The sequence below is a fragment of the Janthinobacterium pasteuri genome (assembly GCF_051380775.1).
GTDB lineage: Bacteria > Pseudomonadota > Gammaproteobacteria > Burkholderiales > Burkholderiaceae_D > Janthinobacterium.
On record NZ_JBNYXS010000008.1, the window covers coordinates 85,543 to 103,569 of the forward strand.

16 protein-coding genes and 2 pseudogenes are annotated in these 18,027 nt (G+C 50.9%); 9 read left to right on the top strand and 9 right to left on the bottom strand.

Annotation, left to right across the window (positions count from 1 at the left end):
* Window positions 1–50: 50 nt before the first annotated feature.
* The 7 genes and pseudogenes from ACQ4WN_RS10640 to ACQ4WN_RS10670 form a co-directional block, all read right to left on the bottom strand.
* Window positions 51–794: a hypothetical protein gene (locus ACQ4WN_RS10640; RefSeq protein WP_436551508.1), complete on the bottom strand. Its 744-nt coding sequence runs from the start codon at window positions 792–794 to the stop codon at window positions 51–53.
* On the bottom strand, window positions 791–2,116 hold the full coding sequence (locus ACQ4WN_RS10645) for a hypothetical protein (protein WP_436551509.1): 1,326 nt from the start codon (window positions 2,114–2,116) through the stop codon (window positions 791–793). The genes ACQ4WN_RS10640 and ACQ4WN_RS10645 overlap by 4 nt, the downstream gene beginning before the upstream one ends.
* 36 nt (window positions 2,117–2,152) lie before the next feature.
* The gene (locus ACQ4WN_RS10650) at window positions 2,153–3,346 is read right to left on the bottom strand and encodes a Druantia anti-phage system protein DruA (RefSeq protein WP_436551510.1); all 1,194 of its coding nucleotides are present in this window, start codon (window positions 3,344–3,346) and stop codon (window positions 2,153–2,155) included.
* 402 nt (window positions 3,347–3,748) lie between these two features.
* A pseudogene (locus ACQ4WN_RS10655) lies at window positions 3,749–3,907 on the bottom strand (IS5/IS1182 family transposase); the annotation flags it as partial.
* Between the two features lie 648 nt (window positions 3,908–4,555).
* Entirely contained in the window at window positions 4,556–6,319 is a 1,764-nt protein-coding gene (locus ACQ4WN_RS10660; RefSeq protein WP_436551511.1) for a hypothetical protein, read from the bottom strand.
* Between the two features lie 164 nt (window positions 6,320–6,483).
* Window positions 6,484–6,780, bottom strand: a complete 297-nt coding sequence (locus tag ACQ4WN_RS10665; RefSeq protein ID WP_436551512.1) for a hypothetical protein — start codon at window positions 6,778–6,780, stop codon at window positions 6,484–6,486.
* Between the two features lie 959 nt (window positions 6,781–7,739).
* Window positions 7,740–8,474: pseudogene (locus tag ACQ4WN_RS10670) on the bottom strand (IS3 family transposase); the annotation flags it as partial.
* Window positions 8,475–8,573: 99 nt separating this feature from the next.
* On the opposite strand from ACQ4WN_RS10670, the gene ACQ4WN_RS10675 reads away from it, so the two are divergent.
* The 5 genes from ACQ4WN_RS10675 (at window position 8,574) to ACQ4WN_RS10695 (ending at window position 11,266) form a co-directional block, all read left to right on the top strand.
* Complete coding sequence (locus tag ACQ4WN_RS10675; RefSeq protein WP_436551513.1) at window positions 8,574–8,951, top strand: hypothetical protein; 378 nt, start codon at window positions 8,574–8,576, stop codon at window positions 8,949–8,951.
* 59 nt (window positions 8,952–9,010) lie between these two features.
* Window positions 9,011–9,175 (top strand): hypothetical protein, encoded by a 165-nt coding sequence (locus ACQ4WN_RS10680; RefSeq protein ID WP_436551514.1) that lies wholly within the window; start codon window positions 9,011–9,013, stop codon window positions 9,173–9,175.
* The gene (locus ACQ4WN_RS10685; protein WP_436551515.1) at window positions 9,172–9,432 is read left to right on the top strand and encodes a hypothetical protein; all 261 of its coding nucleotides are present in this window, start codon (window positions 9,172–9,174) and stop codon (window positions 9,430–9,432) included. Before ACQ4WN_RS10680 ends, ACQ4WN_RS10685 begins: the two co-directional genes overlap by 4 nt.
* A gap of 221 nt (window positions 9,433–9,653) precedes the next feature.
* A complete protein-coding gene (locus ACQ4WN_RS10690) occupies window positions 9,654–9,917 on the top strand; it encodes a helix-turn-helix domain-containing protein (protein WP_035823794.1) in 264 nt (87 codons plus the stop codon).
* A 2-nt stretch (window positions 9,918–9,919) separates the two neighbouring features.
* Window positions 9,920–11,266, top strand: a complete 1,347-nt coding sequence (locus ACQ4WN_RS10695) for a type II toxin-antitoxin system HipA family toxin (RefSeq protein WP_436551516.1) — start codon at window positions 9,920–9,922, stop codon at window positions 11,264–11,266.
* 153 nt (window positions 11,267–11,419) lie between these two features.
* Here the strand turns inward: ACQ4WN_RS10695 and ACQ4WN_RS10700 are convergent, their stop codons facing one another.
* Together ACQ4WN_RS10700 and ACQ4WN_RS10705 are read right to left on the bottom strand one after the other, a co-directional pair.
* Window positions 11,420–11,968, bottom strand: a complete 549-nt coding sequence (locus tag ACQ4WN_RS10700) for a hypothetical protein (RefSeq protein WP_436551517.1) — start codon at window positions 11,966–11,968, stop codon at window positions 11,420–11,422.
* 19 nt (window positions 11,969–11,987) lie between these two features.
* Window positions 11,988–13,223 carry a phage integrase N-terminal domain-containing protein gene (locus tag ACQ4WN_RS10705; RefSeq protein ID WP_436551518.1) on the bottom strand — a complete coding sequence of 412 codons (1,236 nt, stop codon included), beginning with the start codon at window positions 13,221–13,223 and terminating at the stop codon, window positions 11,988–11,990.
* A 931-nt stretch (window positions 13,224–14,154) separates the two neighbouring features.
* On the opposite strand from ACQ4WN_RS10705, the gene ACQ4WN_RS10710 reads away from it, so the two are divergent.
* From ACQ4WN_RS10710 to ACQ4WN_RS10725, 4 genes are all read left to right on the top strand, one after another.
* The gene (locus ACQ4WN_RS10710) at window positions 14,155–15,162 is read left to right on the top strand and encodes a ParM/StbA family protein (protein WP_436551519.1); all 1,008 of its coding nucleotides are present in this window, start codon (window positions 14,155–14,157) and stop codon (window positions 15,160–15,162) included.
* A gap of 14 nt (window positions 15,163–15,176) precedes the next feature.
* Window positions 15,177–15,587, top strand: a complete 411-nt coding sequence (locus ACQ4WN_RS10715) for a hypothetical protein (protein ID WP_436551520.1) — start codon at window positions 15,177–15,179, stop codon at window positions 15,585–15,587.
* A gap of 322 nt (window positions 15,588–15,909) precedes the next feature.
* Window positions 15,910–17,109 (top strand): GmrSD restriction endonuclease domain-containing protein, encoded by a 1,200-nt coding sequence (locus ACQ4WN_RS10720; protein WP_436551521.1) that lies wholly within the window; start codon window positions 15,910–15,912, stop codon window positions 17,107–17,109.
* Complete coding sequence (locus ACQ4WN_RS10725) at window positions 17,109–17,867, top strand: hypothetical protein (protein WP_436551522.1); 759 nt, start codon at window positions 17,109–17,111, stop codon at window positions 17,865–17,867. Before ACQ4WN_RS10720 ends, ACQ4WN_RS10725 begins: the two co-directional genes overlap by 1 nt.
* Window positions 17,868–18,027 lie beyond the last annotated feature (160 nt).

An 18,027-nucleotide genomic window follows, 5' to 3' on the forward strand; every position in this document is an offset into this window, starting at 1 on the left:
ACACCATACTTTTGACCGCACCGGCAAACAGCTGCCGTCCAACACATATGTTAGGCCGCTCCCTCGTAAAATTGGAAATTAATCGACTTCAAATTTCTGAAAACGGGAGGTGTGTAATCAAGATCCGGGATACTATTTAATTTCACATACGGACTATCTCCGGACAGTTCGAGCGATTTGTCATAGATTGGATAAGAAAAATTTCTTATGTGTGACAGGGTGGCTCCCTCAATGCGGTCTAGTTGCTCAGAAAATTGATTGCACTGCGCAGAAAGAAGCCGCAGCAATGCGCTATCAGAAAAAATGTTCTCTTTATAACACTCCGCGTATAGCACCGCTAACGAAACAAGTTTATCGTTATCCTTACTTGGGGTCACACTGTCTGGCCTGCCAAGAAAAGGTATAGCGAGATACGAGTACGCGACGTCGTCGATTGATCTCTCATCTCCGCTACCACGCATATCTTCCCCCAACGCTGCGACCAGTGCCTCGTCGGAAGAAAATTGAGCGGTATGATGCATCTTTTGGCTGCGAAAAGCTGCACCTATAATACCGCGGTCTACAGGGAATATTCGCCCTGAACCGCGCTCGGCCTCCTTCGACGATGCAATGTAATTCACGGTCTGTTGCAGATAAACCTTATCATGTCGACACATTGTACGATGAAGTGTTACCCGGTAGCCAGTCTGCTTTCCCCATACACTCAGTATGCCCGCGATACCGGCGAGAAATGGGATAACCAATAACTGAGTGGTTTCAGCTATGTCTTCGTATGTATCACGGTTTGTGTTCATAATTTCGCTCCCGGAAAAGTTGGAAACCAGCCCGCCGGCCAAAGTATATTTGACTGTTGGGTTCCATCTATCAAGCGTTTTAATGTGGGTTCTGGCAATGGATCATGAAAAATATTTTTTAGCACATCGATTGGCTTCGTGCCATGTCGGCAAATGATATCTTCATCAGATGGACGATAATTCCCAGCGACTTCGTCTAGGAGCGCAAAACTGGGAATGAAAGCTCCGCATCGATAAAGAAGAAACACCAGTAGCTTATTTAGCACTGAGCTTTTCTGCTCTAGAGCTGACTCAAGGCTACGACATTCCCCTTTAGGCCCGGCGAGATGCAATATGACGCGCGTATCTTTTCTAAGTCTTACGCGCAAAAGTTCAAGAGCCGATTCTAGCCTCGCTCCCGCCAAGAGATCTTGGAATATCATCCAATATGTTTTCTTCACTTGCCTGGCTCGTAGTGCTTTGCGCAGCTCAGCTTCTAATTGTTCAGGCTGCGCACCGAAGATTTCATAGACAATCCTGTCCTGGCGAAACCTTTCAACGGTAAGCCTTAATAGATCGACAAGTGCTCCATCACCGGCACCAGAGATAATATAGGTGCGCGCCTCATTTGTAATTCGTGGTTTACTTAAATCGTCATTCTGCCAATACAATCTTTTGACGCCATAAGGTCCAGAATTTTCACGGCCGAAGCCCGTTGTAATAACTATCAAATCAAACGATTTTGATTCTCCGAGACTGCGCTTTTTCTGGAAAAACCCTTTTGATGCTTCGGTTTCATACCCTACCCAAGAAATCTTGCGCGGATCGGAAATCTTAAGCTCCTTGACGTCAAGGAAAACTTCCATGCGCTGTGATCCTACGTCTTCATAAAGTTTAGCAAACTGTTTCAAAATCTGTGACGCAACGTCTGAGGCTCGACCTTCTCGCCATGTGAGAAAGGGGAGCGTGGCTGTAGGCTGACGGCTACCGAAGTCCGGCCACTCATAGATATTGGGATGAAGCCAGCGAGAGTCCGAACCTTGCTGCAGAGGACACAGATCAGCATGTTGCTCAAATAAGCTTACTTCGCATGATGGATGTTTCAAAATAAAGCTCGAAGCCGCCGTAATCCCAGCAATGCCCCCACCAATGATCGCAATTTTTGGATTTGCCGCGTTTATAAGATTATTCTGCGTCAGAACATAGGTAAGGTTTAGTGACCGTACTTGTTGATTGTAAACAGTTACGCCTGTTTGAGTTACCCCGACCACATAGATTCCCTCACTAAAACGGCTTGCATCTAAGTATGAATTTAGCAAGTCACGATTCGCTTCACCGATCATTTTCACTCCCTCTTGTTATAAATTATTTGGCTTCATTCAGAAGAGTTCAGTATTTCGAAGCGACTCGCGGAAAAATAAAGAGGCGAGGTCTGACAAAGTCCAGCTTTTGTAATCGTCTCGTGTTCTTGATCTTGGTATTATCCAGCGCTCCAACGCAAGTTGACCGATTTCTGAAATGTTTCTAAGATTGCGAATATCGGGAGGCGCATCGGCACCATCTTTTAATATGGAAATTGCGTTTGTTGCTAGCTCAGAAATAAAAACTTCTCGCCTTACACCGTGACGTAATAAATCGTCTGTAATTCCAAGTTTGGAGAATGCCGCACGAATGTTGCGTAGCCGCCAATTACTTCCGTCTTCAAAGGAGTGACTATCCGCATAGCTATGCCCAAGTTCTCTGAGATAAGATCGTAGCTCGAAAAATATTGGATCAGGAATGTGGAAATGTCCCCACCCTCTAGTATACCCTAGACTCTTAAAATAATGATCCGAATCGAGCTTTAGTCGATTGTAAATCGAAGACCGCCCCAAAGATGACGACGTCGTAACAGCTATTAAATTTGCTTTCTTGTTCTCTTTAGAAAGTATCCCGGTGCTATGATTGTATTTCCGGTTAAATTCTTGATAGACCTCAAGACTGCGCGGCAGGCAACCAACGAGCTTACCGCCCAGCAAAATGTTATAGGGAGGAACGGAGCCTAATACGAACGCGTCCATAATATTTACGAGACGCTGTTTCCTTTCTTCTCCACTCCATCCAATGTATCCGTCGCGTACCGCCAAGTTAAACACTGGGTCGCCAAGTGCGAATATCCCTATCAGTTTCTCGTTATGCTGATCCCAAACCAGGAAACGCATCCGTCGCCCGTAGCCACGCGAAACAGGAACTGACCAGGTGAGGCTGGCCATTTTAAATAGCGAAGCTTGCCATGTATGGCTTTTTACTAGTTCTAATCGAGGGATAATTTTTAAGGGATCAATGTCTTTGCCAGATGCGAAATATGGCAGCAATTTAGGTAAGTTTACACTTATAAATTTGGAGTTCCCTCCTAAAAGATGGTCCTTTTGAATCCCGTGTAATAATCGGATTTGGTCCTTTGAATGCTGCGGCGCAATAAGTCCAGTTCCCGGATCATGGACGTAGCCCATCTTAGAAAAGTGGCCATAGACGCGCGTTAGGATTGCCTTTTCTTTTAATGCTCTATACTTTTCGATGGCCAGTTCATTCATAAATTAGTTTCAAATAAATCTATGCATCAGTCGGTTATTATTGCTGATTTCCGCTATTGAACAGCGCCATAACGGATCTATCTACACGTCCATGAAAAGTAACGAGATTTTTACAATTTCAGCCACCGATAAAATTTTAATCTCGTCCCGCGTTTGATTTTCGACGACCCGCCGTTGAAAAGAAGAACGCATATTTTGGGGAGGCGACTCTACGTTTGGGTCGCATAGTTAACTGCGTCCTGTGATTACGGGAGAATAGCAAGTTTGTCGCAAGAAAGATATTAAATTGTCGCGAACACTGGACGTCGACGAGGGTCCTTATTGTGAGCACTCAGCATTAGCTATGAGAGCGCTTTACGAGCGTCGTTTGTTAGCTTGGCATCGTCAGATCTTCCGCTCGAATTAAGAACGCCTAGCAAACCTCTCGATATACCTCCAACAGATGAGCGTGCAGGCTAGCGAGAGGAAAGCCGAGTGAATGTCGGTTCGACGTTCAAAGAGGATACGTAGTCGGCGAAATCGATGGAGCCAACCAAGTGTTCGCTCTACGACCGATCGCCATCAGCCAAGCCTTTCGCGCGACTGCACTCCAGGCATTCCCATCCTTCCATTTTTACTGCGTTAGCATTGCCGAAAGTCAGCTTTTGGCCGAATCCGGCAGTTCGGACCAGCATAGCAGGTTGTCAGAGTGAAAATCTAGCGGCTGCATCGGCAGGCTGCATTCGACCAATGCTGACATCCAGCCAACCTTGGCCAAACGTCTGTCAGAGAAAATTGGAAACGAGATCAGGGCTCATTTTTTAAAATAACAGGAGAAAACGGGTAGCGAAATCTATCCCATTTCGGTTCTTGAAAGTCACCGATCCGAATGAACGGAGCTAAAGCAGCTGTTGCTTCTCGCCCGTTACTTGGTTTTGGGTAGAGATTTTTCCGGAACCACGACAAGCCCTTCAATCACCTGGCTGGAGGCCTCATGCATGCTCGCGGCCAGCGGCGTGCCGGCGGAGATCGCCGCCCGTGTACTGGCCTGGAGCACGGCGCCAAGACCTTAGGGCACCCAGCCAGCACGACGGATGACCAGCGGACGGCGATGATTTCACGGTTCAAAGCCGGCGAGTCGATAAGCGCCTTGGCTCGGGACGACGACGTCTCGCGTGTGTGCGTGATGCGTATCGTGAAACCGGCTTCTACCGGCGCCCCTTAGAACTACTAATCCTGTCCTTCCGGCTGCTCGAAGAGCAGTTTTCCGATCCACCAAACCGAGCGGCCGAAGTTGAGAATGAGCCGCTCACCTTGCCTAAAAAACGAATGATCCTCATCAATTTCAGCCAGCTTTAACGCATCTGTTATTTTGGAACTGGTCGGATGTGCATCACCCAATCGCATGTCGTAAGCGCCAGCAATCGGACCAAACACTAGGCGAGCTTTCTCAGGACCTACCCTCTGAGCCAAGACATCTTGAAGGAGCTTGTTCGAACCAAGCTTTTCCTTGTCTGCATGAGTCGAAAGCTTGCGAAGCGCGCGCACATCAAGTCGCTCTGAGAACACGCGGACAATATCTTTCGCTAATCGCAGCAATGACGCTTGATCCTTGCTTACGAAACGGGAAATTTGTTGCATCACTGCCGTATCGTCTATGTCGTGCGTGTACAGGCTAACATTGAACTTCTGCCGGAAGCCATTCTGTAGCAACCGCATGGAAACGAACAGCAATTCTTCAACAGCGTGTGTGGTCGCCGGTTTGACTTTTACTTGCGACGCTAGCAATTCACCAGAAACTTTCCCATCGGGGACAACATTATGGGCAGCCCAAATGTGCTGCTCCCATGGGGCAAGGCGAGCAACGTCGTGAGCATAGACCGTAATTAAATCAGAGGAGTTAATCCCAAAGTGCACCACATAACCAGATGTGGAATGGATGCCACCTGTTTCAGCCGTGGCCCAACTCAGGGAAAAGGCGCGATGGTTGAGAAGCTCATTGACAATGGCGGGACGAAACCAGAGCCATCGGCCAATCTCTTCGTGGTTGAGGTCGGCAGATGCCATTCGTGTTCCATCTGTCTCGACGATGAATTGAGGGAGATTCTTTTCTTCATCCCCCCGAACACGCACACTCTGCCCTTGATGTTCGATCCATTCGTTTCGGTAAAATTGGCTCTCTACCCGGACTCCGCTGTAGCCACTGCGATGGCCCTGAGCTTGCTCATAGCCAGTATTGTCATTGTGTTCCGGCCCCATCACCGGGGCGTCTTCATCCTCGTCAACATCCGTTCGCCATACCCGGAAAGAGGACCAACTGCCCCCATAAACATGATCTAAGTCGCGTATCAAAAGCTCAAACTGTCCGCTGTCTCTTTCCTCTTCGTGATCCTTTAAGGTCTCATATGCACTGCCCTCCAATGCCGCCACATTCTCAACTCGTTGGCGAAGATACGATAGGCGGAGCGAAAGATTCCTGGCCGCCAAATAATCCATCAGGAATTCACGTTTGATCTCGATTAGGCGATGATTTCCTTGCTCATCAAAGAATTCGCGCGCCACGACAACAAAATCTTCTGCTGGCCTCACCCAATTGTGTCCATCTTTTATCAGGTGCAGAGCAATAACCAAATCGGGATTGAGAATCCAGAGCGTCCCCCCGACCACCGGCTGAGGATGCTCGAAAACGAGTCGAACCCCAATTGGCTCTTTGTCGTTGTATTGGTACTGTTCAACAGAAGCGTAGTAGCCATCCTCGTAAGCGTACGGTGTCCCGCCTCGACCGATGCCAAGATCGCTCCACGTTAGCGTCTCAGCGAATTCCCGCTGCTCCGGCGGGAACGCAGCGGAGCCACATCCGAAATATTCGTCAACGTAGCCAATCTCCTTCACATTGCCTCTCTCTTCTTCACGGGATTCCCTGAGGGGAATCCAAGTCGCGTTTGAGAACGATCGGCGAATTTCTTTTGTTTGAAGAATCCAGTCTTTATCCATCTCCAACCCCTTGGCGTCTGGTGAATTTCCTATTTTGCTTCAAGAACGACCGCTACTGGCCGGACGCAGGCTATCATCGACCGCCAGCAACCCAGAGCTGACAGATGAAGGCATATCTGCACGAGATTCTAGTTAAACGAGAAAATATTCGGGCTGAACATCACTCACGCAGAACCAAGAGCCTGGCCAAGAGCCTGAAGGCCTACAGCGCAAGCCGCCAAGGCGGCGCCGCATGAATTCCATTTGGATTGAGCAGAAAATGTGGCCGACATGTCCCATCCATCGAGCGAGACACTCCCAAGATTGGGTGTTTCGCCCTTTCGAAGCGCTTCCTTTTTTCGTTGATCAACTGCTTCTTCGCGACTAATTTTTACCGTACTTGCATAGAGCCAAGCAGCCGCCGACATAAATCCGGAAACGACAGATGCAGTGGTAATGGTTACCAAAATCAAATGAGCCATGTTTTTTGCCTTGATTTTATTGACGAATCGTATTTCGACCGATTTAAAAAGTCGCTGTCATCGTGCGTTTTTGGCCGAACTCGGCCGTTGAGTCAGCGTAGCAAGTTGTGGCGCTGAAAAATCACCGACAATCTCGACCGGCCGGACCTGACCCGAAGTGGCCATGCATTGAACACATTGCCTCACCATCGGTAATGCGTCCAGAACATTCTCGCTTATCGGCTGTCTTCCCTAGTTTTTTCGTCGAATTCCTCGTACGCGCCGCGACCGCACCAATATGCCTCTGCCGCTTCAGAGCCTTCGCGACTCTCAGCTTCCTCAAGCTCAGCCTGACGGTCCAATTCTTCATGATCATTTTGCCTCTCCTTCACTAATTGAATGAGCTTGGAGGGCGAGTTGTTTTTTGCATGCGCCCCACGAAATATGCTTGGAGAGCGCGCCCCACATACGGAGCAAATAAATTTTGATCTATCTTGAATAGTGAGATAAGGTGAGCGGTTACTAGTGTGTCGGAGCCTTCCGCTAACCTCTTTGAGCCATGTTCCGTTTACTCTATGGTGGTGATAACACGCATCGCAGACGATGCAGTCGCCCGGTGCAATCTGCGGGTGACAAGGGCAAAAGTTAGTGCGTTCGTTCGCGTAGCGCTCCCCATATTTCAATCTCTTTACGCTGGTTGACATCTGGCACTCTGGACATGCCTCTAGGCCGTCCGGCGCTCGCCAAACCATGCTACAGGGCGCACACCCAAGGTATTGCGTTTCTATTTCCATCAATTACTCCGGCGTTGGTAGCCCGCTTTGCTAGTGACCGCTTTTGGCCGAGCCCGGCCGTTCGGCCCAGCATAGCAGGTTGTCAGATGAAAAATCCATTGCGCCACACGACAGGCTGGATTCGCACTCCAAACCCGCCATTCGTGCCTCATTAAAGCCGCCGCTAAAACTTGAATACTGTGGTGGTCAAGTTATTTCGGATACAACGATAGGTTCACGTGCTGCCATTTTCCGTTCGTAGACAGTGGGCGGCAGATTGACCAGTGCCGAATTGATACACTTGCAGTCGTAGAAGCCGACGATGCAATCGGTGATGTTGGCCCTGGCCTCGGCATGATTGGCATACTGCCGAGGCCAGACGCGCTCCATCTTGAGGTTCAGGAAGAAGCGTTCTGCCACTGCATTATCCCAACAATTGCCCTTGCGGCTCATACTGCAAATGAAACCGTGCCGCCTCAGCATCTCCTGGTGCAGCGCGCTGGCATATTGGCTACCCCGGTCCGAATGGACGATCAATCCCGGCGCGGGTTGCCGCTGCCCGATGGCCATGCTCAAGGCATCGCAGACCAGTTTGGCGGGCATGTCCGGCGCCATCGCCCAGCCAATCACCTTGCGTGCATACCGATCGAGGACGGTGGCCAGGTACAGCCATCCAGCGCCGGTCCGGCTGTAGGTGATGTCGCTGACATAAGCGAGATTCAGCCCGGCCGGATTGAACTGCCGGTTCAGCGCATTGGCGGCGACCGGCAAGCCGTGTTTGCTATCTGTCGTATGTACGAATTTACGCTTCCAGACGGGCTTCAGGGCCGCCTGGCGCATCAGCCTGCGCACTTTGTGGCGCCCCATCTGGAAACCAGCGTTGGCCATGGCCGTAACCAGTCGGCGGCTTCCGTAGCTCTGGCTTGCCATGAACGAGAACTGCTCTTAGATATCGACTTGCGCAAGGAAGAACGGGACTTACGATAACTCTTGTCGCGGTCACATATACCGCTCAACCAACCCCACTAAGGGAGTTATTTGATGAGTACCGATAAAGTCATGAACCTGACCATTTTTACTACCGACTGGGCGAAAGAAGATCGCCGATCTGTGAAGGCCTACCTCAATGGCAAAGGCGACGGCCGGGTCCTGTGGTGGAACATCAATCGTTGGGCTCACCAGCATTTCTGGTCCAAAGCTTCACTCGAGAAGATTATGTTTTGCTTCCACTCACGCCACCAAACGCTCACCTTGCTCAACCTGGAATATCGAGCCGACGTCCAAGAGGTGGCAAAGGCAATCCAGTCCGAGGGAGTTGTGGCAGGAATTCGATTCGCGATTTCCTCAGCCTGTAAGACGCGTTTTTCTGAAGGATCCACGTACTCGCAGCTCTCCTGCCATAAGGATACCAAGCCATGAACGAGGTTGGCGAAGTCCGGACATAGTGGTTTCACCCTGAACATCATGAAGACAAAAAAATGAACAAACTTATTGAGCATATTAAAAAAGTAGCGATCGACGACATCCACCTTTTTTTCGAACCGTTCACCATAGTGACACGCCTGATTCGTCGCCTGGCCATAGCCGTGATTTCTCGTTTCAGAAGATCGAAGACAAAGGACAAGAAGGAAGGTGATCAATGAAAAGTAGCGCTTTCTATTTGTTACTTTATTTCCATCCGCTAGTGAAAATGCTCCTCACAATTGTGTGTCGGGTTTTCGGCTTCCTCGCGGTCATCATGCTGATCGCGATATTCTTCAACGACTCTTGGGCGGACATTCTCGCGATTACTGCACTATTCTTTGTGGTATCGATCAGCGCCGCGATTCTTCAGGCAAAGTACACCAGGCTTCTGCTGAAACTCCAACCTGATGAGACTGAATACATTTTTTACGACTGATTGAACAGCCAAGGCCGACCGTCACCTGATAGGCGGCCTTGGTACCTCACATACCTCGGTGAAACACGAGGAGAATCTGCAGCATCTTCCGGCCAACTGTTCGTTATCTCTTCCCCGCTTTATCTGTCCTTCAGCTATTTCTGATACATCCGTTATTCAGATATCTTGACTTTATCTGCATTTCAGATAATATTGATATATCTGAATAACGGATACCACACATGTCCTTCTCACCCACCACCCACCGTCTCCTCACGGCGTCGCAGCTCGGCCAGTTGCTCGCATCGACCCGCAAACGGCATAAGATCACCCAGGCGACTGTAGGTACGCGTGTCGGCTTGAGCCAGAATCGCATCTCCTACCTGGAGAGTCATCCTGACGAAATCAGTGTCAAGCAGTTACTCAGCTGGTGCTCCGCACTCGAGCTGGAGCTGCAGTTGGGCGAGCGCGATACCTCCACCACAAGCAATTCGGCCGAGTGGTAATCATGGGCCGCCGCTCACACAGCCAGACGCTCCATCTTTGGGCAAATGGCGACTATGTAGGACGCTGGACGGTCAAGGCCAACGGCGACTCCGAACTCCAGTACGATGCGTCCTGGCAAAGCTCAAGGCTCGGGCGCCCGATCTCGCTGTCGCTGCCGTTCAATCTACGCAATGAACCGCTCAAGGGTGCCAGTGTTGCAAACTACTTTGAGGGCTTGCTGCCGGACAGTGACATCATTCGCAAACGCGTTGCGACCCGGTTCAAGACAGGCTCTCTCGAACCGTTCGACCTGCTCGCGGCTATCGGCCGGGACTGCGTCGGCGCCTTGCAGCTGCTGCCCGAAGGAGGCAAACCGGAAGGACTGGCCCAGGTCGATGGCATCGCACTTGACGAGGAGGACATCGAGCGGCACCTGCTCGAGGTGGTCAGCTCGGAGCGACACGGCGCCACCGATGACGCCGACGATGATTTCCGCATTTCGCTGGCTGGCGCGCAAGAGAAAGACGCCTTCTTGTGGTGGGATGGGAAATGGATGAAGCCGCGTGGCGCTACGCCCACAACGCACATCTTCAAGCTTCCGATCGGGATGGTAGGCGGAAAAAAAGCCGACTTCAGCACGTCGGTCGATAACGAGTGGCTATGCCTGCGGCTGTTCAAGGAGTACGGGCTGCCCACGGCAAATGCCGAGATTGCGACCTTCGGCGAGCAGCGGGTGCTCGTCGTCGAGCGTTTTGACCGCGTACGATCAAACGATGACAAGCAGCTATTCCGGCTGGTTCAGGAGGATTTTTGCCAGGCAACGGGAACATCACCGCTGCTGAAATACGAAAATGACGGTGGGCCGGGGCTAAAACAGATGTTTACCTTACTGCAGCAATCGCAGCAGAGCGCTGCCGACATGTACACGCTGATGGCCTCCCAACTTCTATTCTGGATGCTGCGCGCACCCGATGGTCACGCTAAAAACTTCAGTATCCAGCTACTCGCGGGCGCCGGCCGGTTCAAGCTGACGCCCATCTATGATGTGATGTCCGGCTATCCTGTGATCGGCCCTGGTCCCAACCAGTGGGCCGAACGCAAACTCAAGATGGCGATGGCGCTACTCGGAAGCAACCGGCATTACCTCGCGCATGGCATACAGCGGCGACACTTCAATAGCACTGCAAAAGCGGTCGGCTATGGCGCGGACGCCGAACCGCTCCTGCTCGATTTCATTGCCCGCACACCTGCCATTGTCGACAAAGTGCGCAGCGAACTGCCTGTGGGATTTTCGGAGAAAGTGGCCGACAGAATTCTGGACGGCCTAATTGCCTCAGCGGAAGCCCTTCAACGGATGCCACCAGCCTGACCGGGTACCTCGCAGACGGCGCGGCCGCGCATCGGGCAGCAACACGAAAAAAAACAGGATTTTAACCTTGGTAAGCGTATGTTTAACATTTCAGAGAGTCAGCCTGCGCGGCAAGTCATCAGCAGCAGTGCCAGCAGGCTGAATATCATGTATTCATCTTATTTGCATGTTGGCTTTGTAAAATGAGAGCGATTTCGGGTCCTCGCCCAAGTAGCGAGCCCGATCTGCGATGAGTTCGTCGAGCGATTGCGGGCTCGTCAGGCTTGCCTTTTTCTCCGTGACAATCCTCATCGCTTCGCGCAGCAGGTCGGGCCAAATCAACGGTATATAAACCTTGACCAGCCAAGCCCTGAGAGTCTTGACCGCATGCTCGCCCTTTGCTCTGAAGGAAATGACTGACATGTTGAAAATAATACCCTCTTCGTTAGGGACAATAATACGATGCCGAAGTGGATGCCAATAGTACAACCAAGTAAATAGGTCCACGAGGTGCCAGCGACCCGGGAATGCCAGCGATACGTCGCGCGCCGCAAACTCAAATTCGACGCACGGAAGGCCCATTTCCTCCTTCACTCCTTCGGTAACAGATTCGCTCAACAGTCCCCACGAAAAAGGATACGAATGCGTTCGAACCATAGGGCATTCGTGTTCAAACAGATCCAAGGCGCTTTGGTCGACAATCGCTTTTTTATTACTATCCAATCTACTTCTCCTCTTGGTTTTACAACAAAAAATCTATTAACAGGGCCTCAGCCGTGGCGCGCAGCGCAAGTGGGATTTCGCGTTCCGGTGTCATCCACTCCACGCCGTTGCGACGGGAGTTCTTCGCCCACAGCATATGAATCTGCTTTTCAGGCACGTCGAGGCCAAGGACGGTCATAGTGTTTACGATCAATCGGCAGTCGCTCACCCGCTCGGCGGGGACATCCGGCAATCCGACCACCTCAAGAATTCGCAGCGCTTTCTGAATGGTCTCCACACCTTGATCGTCCGCCTGGCCGCATCCGCCAGCCTTGAACGAACCGATGTAAGCGCTAGTGACGGACGGCCGGTTGTGTCCTAACGCTTGCGCCACCTTCGCCTTCACTACACCCACTCCGTCGCCATTCAACTGCCCTGCGTCTCCACCCATCGTGGGCGGCATCAGTCCAAGCAGTAATGCTTGGTTCTCGGCGAACTGCGCTCGTAGGCCGTGCCCGGTTACGCCGGCGTCGGCCTTAGTGAATCCAAGCGACGTCATCAAATTTTCATACCGTCGAATGTTTTGCTCGAGGGTGACGGCCTTGCCGGTTTCCGAGTACTCCCACCCAAGCGGTTTATTTTTGGCGACACGCACCTTGACGTAATCGAGTAGCGCGCGCTGCGCGCTTGACGTGATCTGGATATTGCGCCAGCGCCCCCCCTTCCCCATTCCTGGAAAGACCTGCAGGTATTGGCCAAAGTCCTGGGCGTGCGGATTGCATTTCAATACTTCTTCGCGGCGCAGACCGAAGCCGAGCTCCAGGCGCAGCATCAAACCGAGTCGGCGATCGCGCTCGTCCACCTCTTCAAATTTCGTTACCAGGTCAATCCCTTGTCCAGACCACGACTTCGTTGTTTGCGCGGCCGTGCGGACCTTCAACAACTGCGGGTCCACATCCGGGAGATATTTCTGCACGGCGCCTACCATCCCTGGCTTGCCAAGCATCGCGCAAAACACGCGCAGGCGGGAAAGCTCGTTCTGAATGGTCTTGATCTTCTTTTGTTTGCAGTACCACGAATCCTTCACGAGTACGTCGATGTGCCGCTCCCCCAGGTTCTTCGGGTCCTGAATCTTGTAGCCGAGCTCGTGCAGCCGTCGGCCCGCTGCGTTTACGACTTCCTTCGTTAGTGTCTGGGTTCGTTCGGACGCCACCTTGCCATTTACTCGACGGGTGCCGGCCGAATCCATAATCGCGTTCACTTTTTGCTTCCACATTTAGCGCTCCAAGAAACTATCCATACTGCTTATCGCCGGAGGCGGAAGCATTGGCATCTCGATGCGGCGGGGGTAAGGCGCCCGTCGTAAATAAACCGATTTCGCATCCGTGAGCCTTACTGCCAATCACGAATACGCCGATCCCTTGCGGTAATCGGTCTCTCTTCCGAGGAAGAGAACTGAACGTTAAAGCGGTTTCTCGCTGCGCATTCCTGGAACAAGTCCGGGCGTGAGGATGCGCGCCTCTAGGTGGCGGGGAAACCAGTGGGAGCTGGCGTGAGATTCATAGGTGCCGTGCGAACGAGCACAAGCGGCCTGAGGGGTGACTAGCCCGATCACGATGTTTGCAGTTGAAGTATTGGAGGCTGGTGCTCTTCGGAGCGAAGAGCGAATGGAGATATGGCTATAGCGTGGCCGTCCGCCCTAACGACTCAAGCAGGAACGCCGATCTGTGATCGAGTTTTCCCTGCCATTGCGCTGAAAAGCCGATGACGACACGTTTTGGGGATCACTCTGTACCTGCCTGTAGAGCCTTGCAGACAAGACTAGGCCAGATAAGAGCTGATTTTTTGATGGTGATTAGTGCTAGCGATCGGATGAAAGCGAGCGATGCCAAACGCTTGGCGTTGCGGAAAGCTGTTCTCTCTCAGTGGACAGAACAACTTGAAAATTAATCTATAAAAATGCCGAAAGGCCGACGCTGGCTACTTTATCCAAGCGTGGCTAGCGTGTCAAGAAACATTGTTTGCAGTGCCGCCTGTCTGGATTTCCGCACCTGGTGATAGCTAATGACGGCGCATTTTCGAACCTCGATATTCGACACGGACTGCTTTCTGGTTCCGGTTGCGGCTCATGGTCGCGATAGAAACCTGACTTGCGCACGCCGGCTTGCGCTTTACATTAAATCTTTCACTGACACTTGGAGTTTTAAATGGAAAACATCTCAATCGCAATCGATGGCGGCCACTCAATGTTCAAAATACGCGCAGCCTCGCTGGCTTCGCCAGCCGAGCGTCATTCGTTTCAGATCCCCACTGTCGTTATCCCCGCAATCACGCTGACGAACGAGCAAACACGACAAAAAGCTGAACTCGAGACTGTCGAGGTGGATGGGCGCAGATACTTCTTCGGCGATACCGCGTTGCGGCAAGGCCGCTCGGAAGTGTACACAGGACAAAACGCGGATTGGATCGAGAGCCCCCAGCACGATGCATTGGTGCTGGGAGCATGGCGCAAGGCCATGCAGGCATTTGGCAATCCTTCGGCAAGGGTGCATCTGGTGATGGGTTTGCCAGCCAAGTTCGTAGGGCCGCAGCGCGACACGCTGCGCGACCGCATCGTGGCTTTGCTGACACCACGCCTTCTGCCAGGCCAAACGCTCAGGGTGATGGTGCAGAGCCAGGCGGATGCACCGCTGCAGTGGCTCTCGATCCAGAATAACGGTTGTCTCCATCCACAGCGAGATCTCGACAACGAGGCCTGGGGCGTCATCGAGATCGGCCACTACACAACCGACTTCGCGCTGTGCGATCGCGGCTCCATGATGGAATATGCGGCCATATCGTGCGCAGGCATGCATCTGGTCTACGACGGCATGTCCAGCGCACTGGCGCAGGCCAAGCTGCCAACATCACTGGACGTGGTCGATGCGGCAGTGCGTAGCGGAAGCATCAAACACTTCGGGCAGCGCGTCGACGTCTCTCCCTTGCTCAATCAGGCGAAAGCAGGCTTCGAAGCCGTCGTCATGGATGAAGCCAACCGCGTATTTGGCCAAAAAGCAGCCGTATTGGACGGCATCATCATTGGCGGTGGAGGTGCTGAAATTCTTCTTGATGGACTCAAACAACGATATCCCAATGCTGTGACCAGCGACGAACCGCGGATGATGGTCGCGGAAGGCTTCTGCCGTCTGGGCCTGCTGTCACTGCTGCAGTCCTGATCCAGGGATCTGCCATGTCGACACCAATGGATAAGCCGCCGAAAATCGGTACCGAGATCACGGTCCGAATCAGCCTGACTTTTCAGGAGGCACCGGACGTTCACACGCTGTTGGCGATGACGCCAGTGCGCGAACGAGGTAAGCTCGTGCGCCTGGCCTTGGAGCGATACATCGCGGAGATAGGTCATCCAGCAGGTGACGTCGAACAGCAGATCCATGCAATCTCGTCATGGCTGAGATCTAGAAGTGGACGGGAAGAATCGATAGTGGCTGCTGCAGGCAGTTCCGAAGCGACCCGCTTGGTCAGGGCTGTGAGCACAACCCACATCCGCGATACAGGAAAGCCTGAGCCAGCATCAGATGAACTACGTCCGAAAGAAACATCCGGTTCTTCATCACCCATTGCGAGATGGCTTCAGACCTAAGCGGACAATCTGATGAGCGATTGAATCCGTAGACTAAGCCGGTCCATAAAGGAAGGTCTAGATGGCAACTAGAAACGTGCATCGACGAACATATTCTGACCATTGGTGACAGAAACGCGAGAAAATGCTTTTTTGTCACCGTCAACGATGAATTCACACCGTCAAACCAAGCGAATAGCCAATTGCCAGAACGTGCCATACTGATCCACGGCTGACATTTGCCAAAAAGATACTTACACATCACATCCTGCCGAGATGGCTGCGCGGTTGCTGTGCACCGGAAGAGGTTAGAATACGATGATAATTTTCCTGAAAGAAACACATGGAACAACACGACGATTTGCTGAATTTTGCTGATGATGCCGACGACGAACTCGATAAACGAGAGCGCCCAGATTTTTTTGCGCAAGCAGTACTATATGGAACTGACTGGACTGTTAGGACGATACTTCAACAGATTGAGGACGGAAACATCGATCTGTCTCCCGATTTTCAACGTCGAGATGCCTGGTCGTCTAAGAACAAGAGTAGATTTATTGAATCAGTCGCCCTTCAGATCCCAATTCCTCAAATAGTATTGGCAGAAAGAAAGGAGCAGCGAGGTACCTACATTGTGCTCGATGGAAAACAAAGGCTGATTACGCTAGCTCAATTTGCGGCAGAATTAGATGCTACGCATCCTGTAGTTTCTATGTCAAAGGAAAGCCCCCCTTTGCGACTAAGTGGCTTAAAAATATTGGATCAGTTAAACGGAAAGTCCTACGAAAATATTGGCAAAGATCCAACATTATCAACAATAAAAACGCAGTTTGACAATCATACCATTCGTAGCGCCTTAATCCGAAATTGGCCGGATGAAGATTATTTATACGAGGTTTTTATTCGTCTAAATACCGGTAGCGCAAAGCTCTCTCCGCAGGAACTACGTCAGGCAATGAAACCGGGAGCGTTTACCGAATTCTTAAGCGTAAAATCTTCGAAAAGCGATATATTACAGAAGATATTGAATATAAACGGACCCGATTTCCGCATGCGCGATGTCGACTTATTGTTGCGTATGATTTCATATTCTTACCGACTTCCCGCTTATAAGGGCAATCTAAAATCATTCCTAGATGAAACACACGATCAACTTAATCAAAAATGGGATGTACACGGAACGCTCATCGCACAACTAGTTGACGAAATCGAGACCAGTTTAGTTTTTTTGGCAAAGAATTTCGATTCTCCTCTTAGAGTGGGGCGCAGAGTGAAAAATGGTGAGTGTGAATCAGCGGTTAACCGGGCGCTTTTAGATGTGCAGTTAGCATCAGTCATGTCGAAGAATAATAAACGCATCTATGAAGAAAATGGAATTAATTTCTCTGATATAACATACGAATTGTGCATGAATAATGCTGAATTTGTTGACGCGATATCCGGAACGACAAAATCCATCGCCGCTGTTCGGACTAGATATTCTATTTGGCGGTCGGCCATTGAATTGCGAGTAGGTAAAATTGAAATGGCGGAACTGCCATAATGCCAGCGCCCTCATTGCATTTCTCAAATTTGCGTTTGGCACATGATACTTTAGTTTCCATTTACCTACCCAACATTGCAGCTATTGGAATTCCGACTCCGCAGGAGCAGGAAATGACACGGGCGTTTGTTGCCTTGGCACACGCGGAGATCGAGTTTTATTTCGAATCTATTTGTGAAGAAATTGTTATAGCTACCGAAACTGAATATAAGGCAGGACGTATTACATCAGTTGCGCTGGGACTAATTACATTTTCTGGCCTTCCCATTCTTAATGGTGGCGATCGGTTAATTCCAGACAAAAAAGGGGTTCTTCGAAAGACCTCGGAACGATTCTACTCAGCGGCTGCTATTTACCGAAAGACCTTGGCAGATAATCACGGCATTAGACAAAAATATTTGGGACTGCTACTTACTCCGCTCGGATTAACTCAAGAAAATGTTGATCCAAACTGGATCGTGTTGATGGATGCCTTTGCAGGAAAAAGAGGTGCAATAGCGCATAAGTCGATGTTTCATATAGAGGCCCAATCAAAAAATATTAATCCAATCGACGAGGCACTTCAAGTCAAGAGATTATTATTTGATGATCCAAAATTGAAAGTGGCGGGGTCGATTTCCTCTATTGAAAGTTTCGATGCTTGGGCCATGCATCAGATTGTTACGCCAAATAATAAAATTCTTCAAGGTCATCGAAGATATAACGGATTCTTCAAGAAAATGCTTTGGCGGATTGTTCAGATCGCCGAGAGCTATTGATTCGTCGATGCACGCCCCCCCGTTTGCGAAGGCGCGTGGCGGCCCCGCCCTGCAGTCGCTTGACCAGGTACATTGCCGCATCCTCGGTCTCCAAGTAACTTTTCACGCAATCCTGCCGGTTGGGCGCGGCCGCGTTCACCCGATGGATCTGATTCTTATG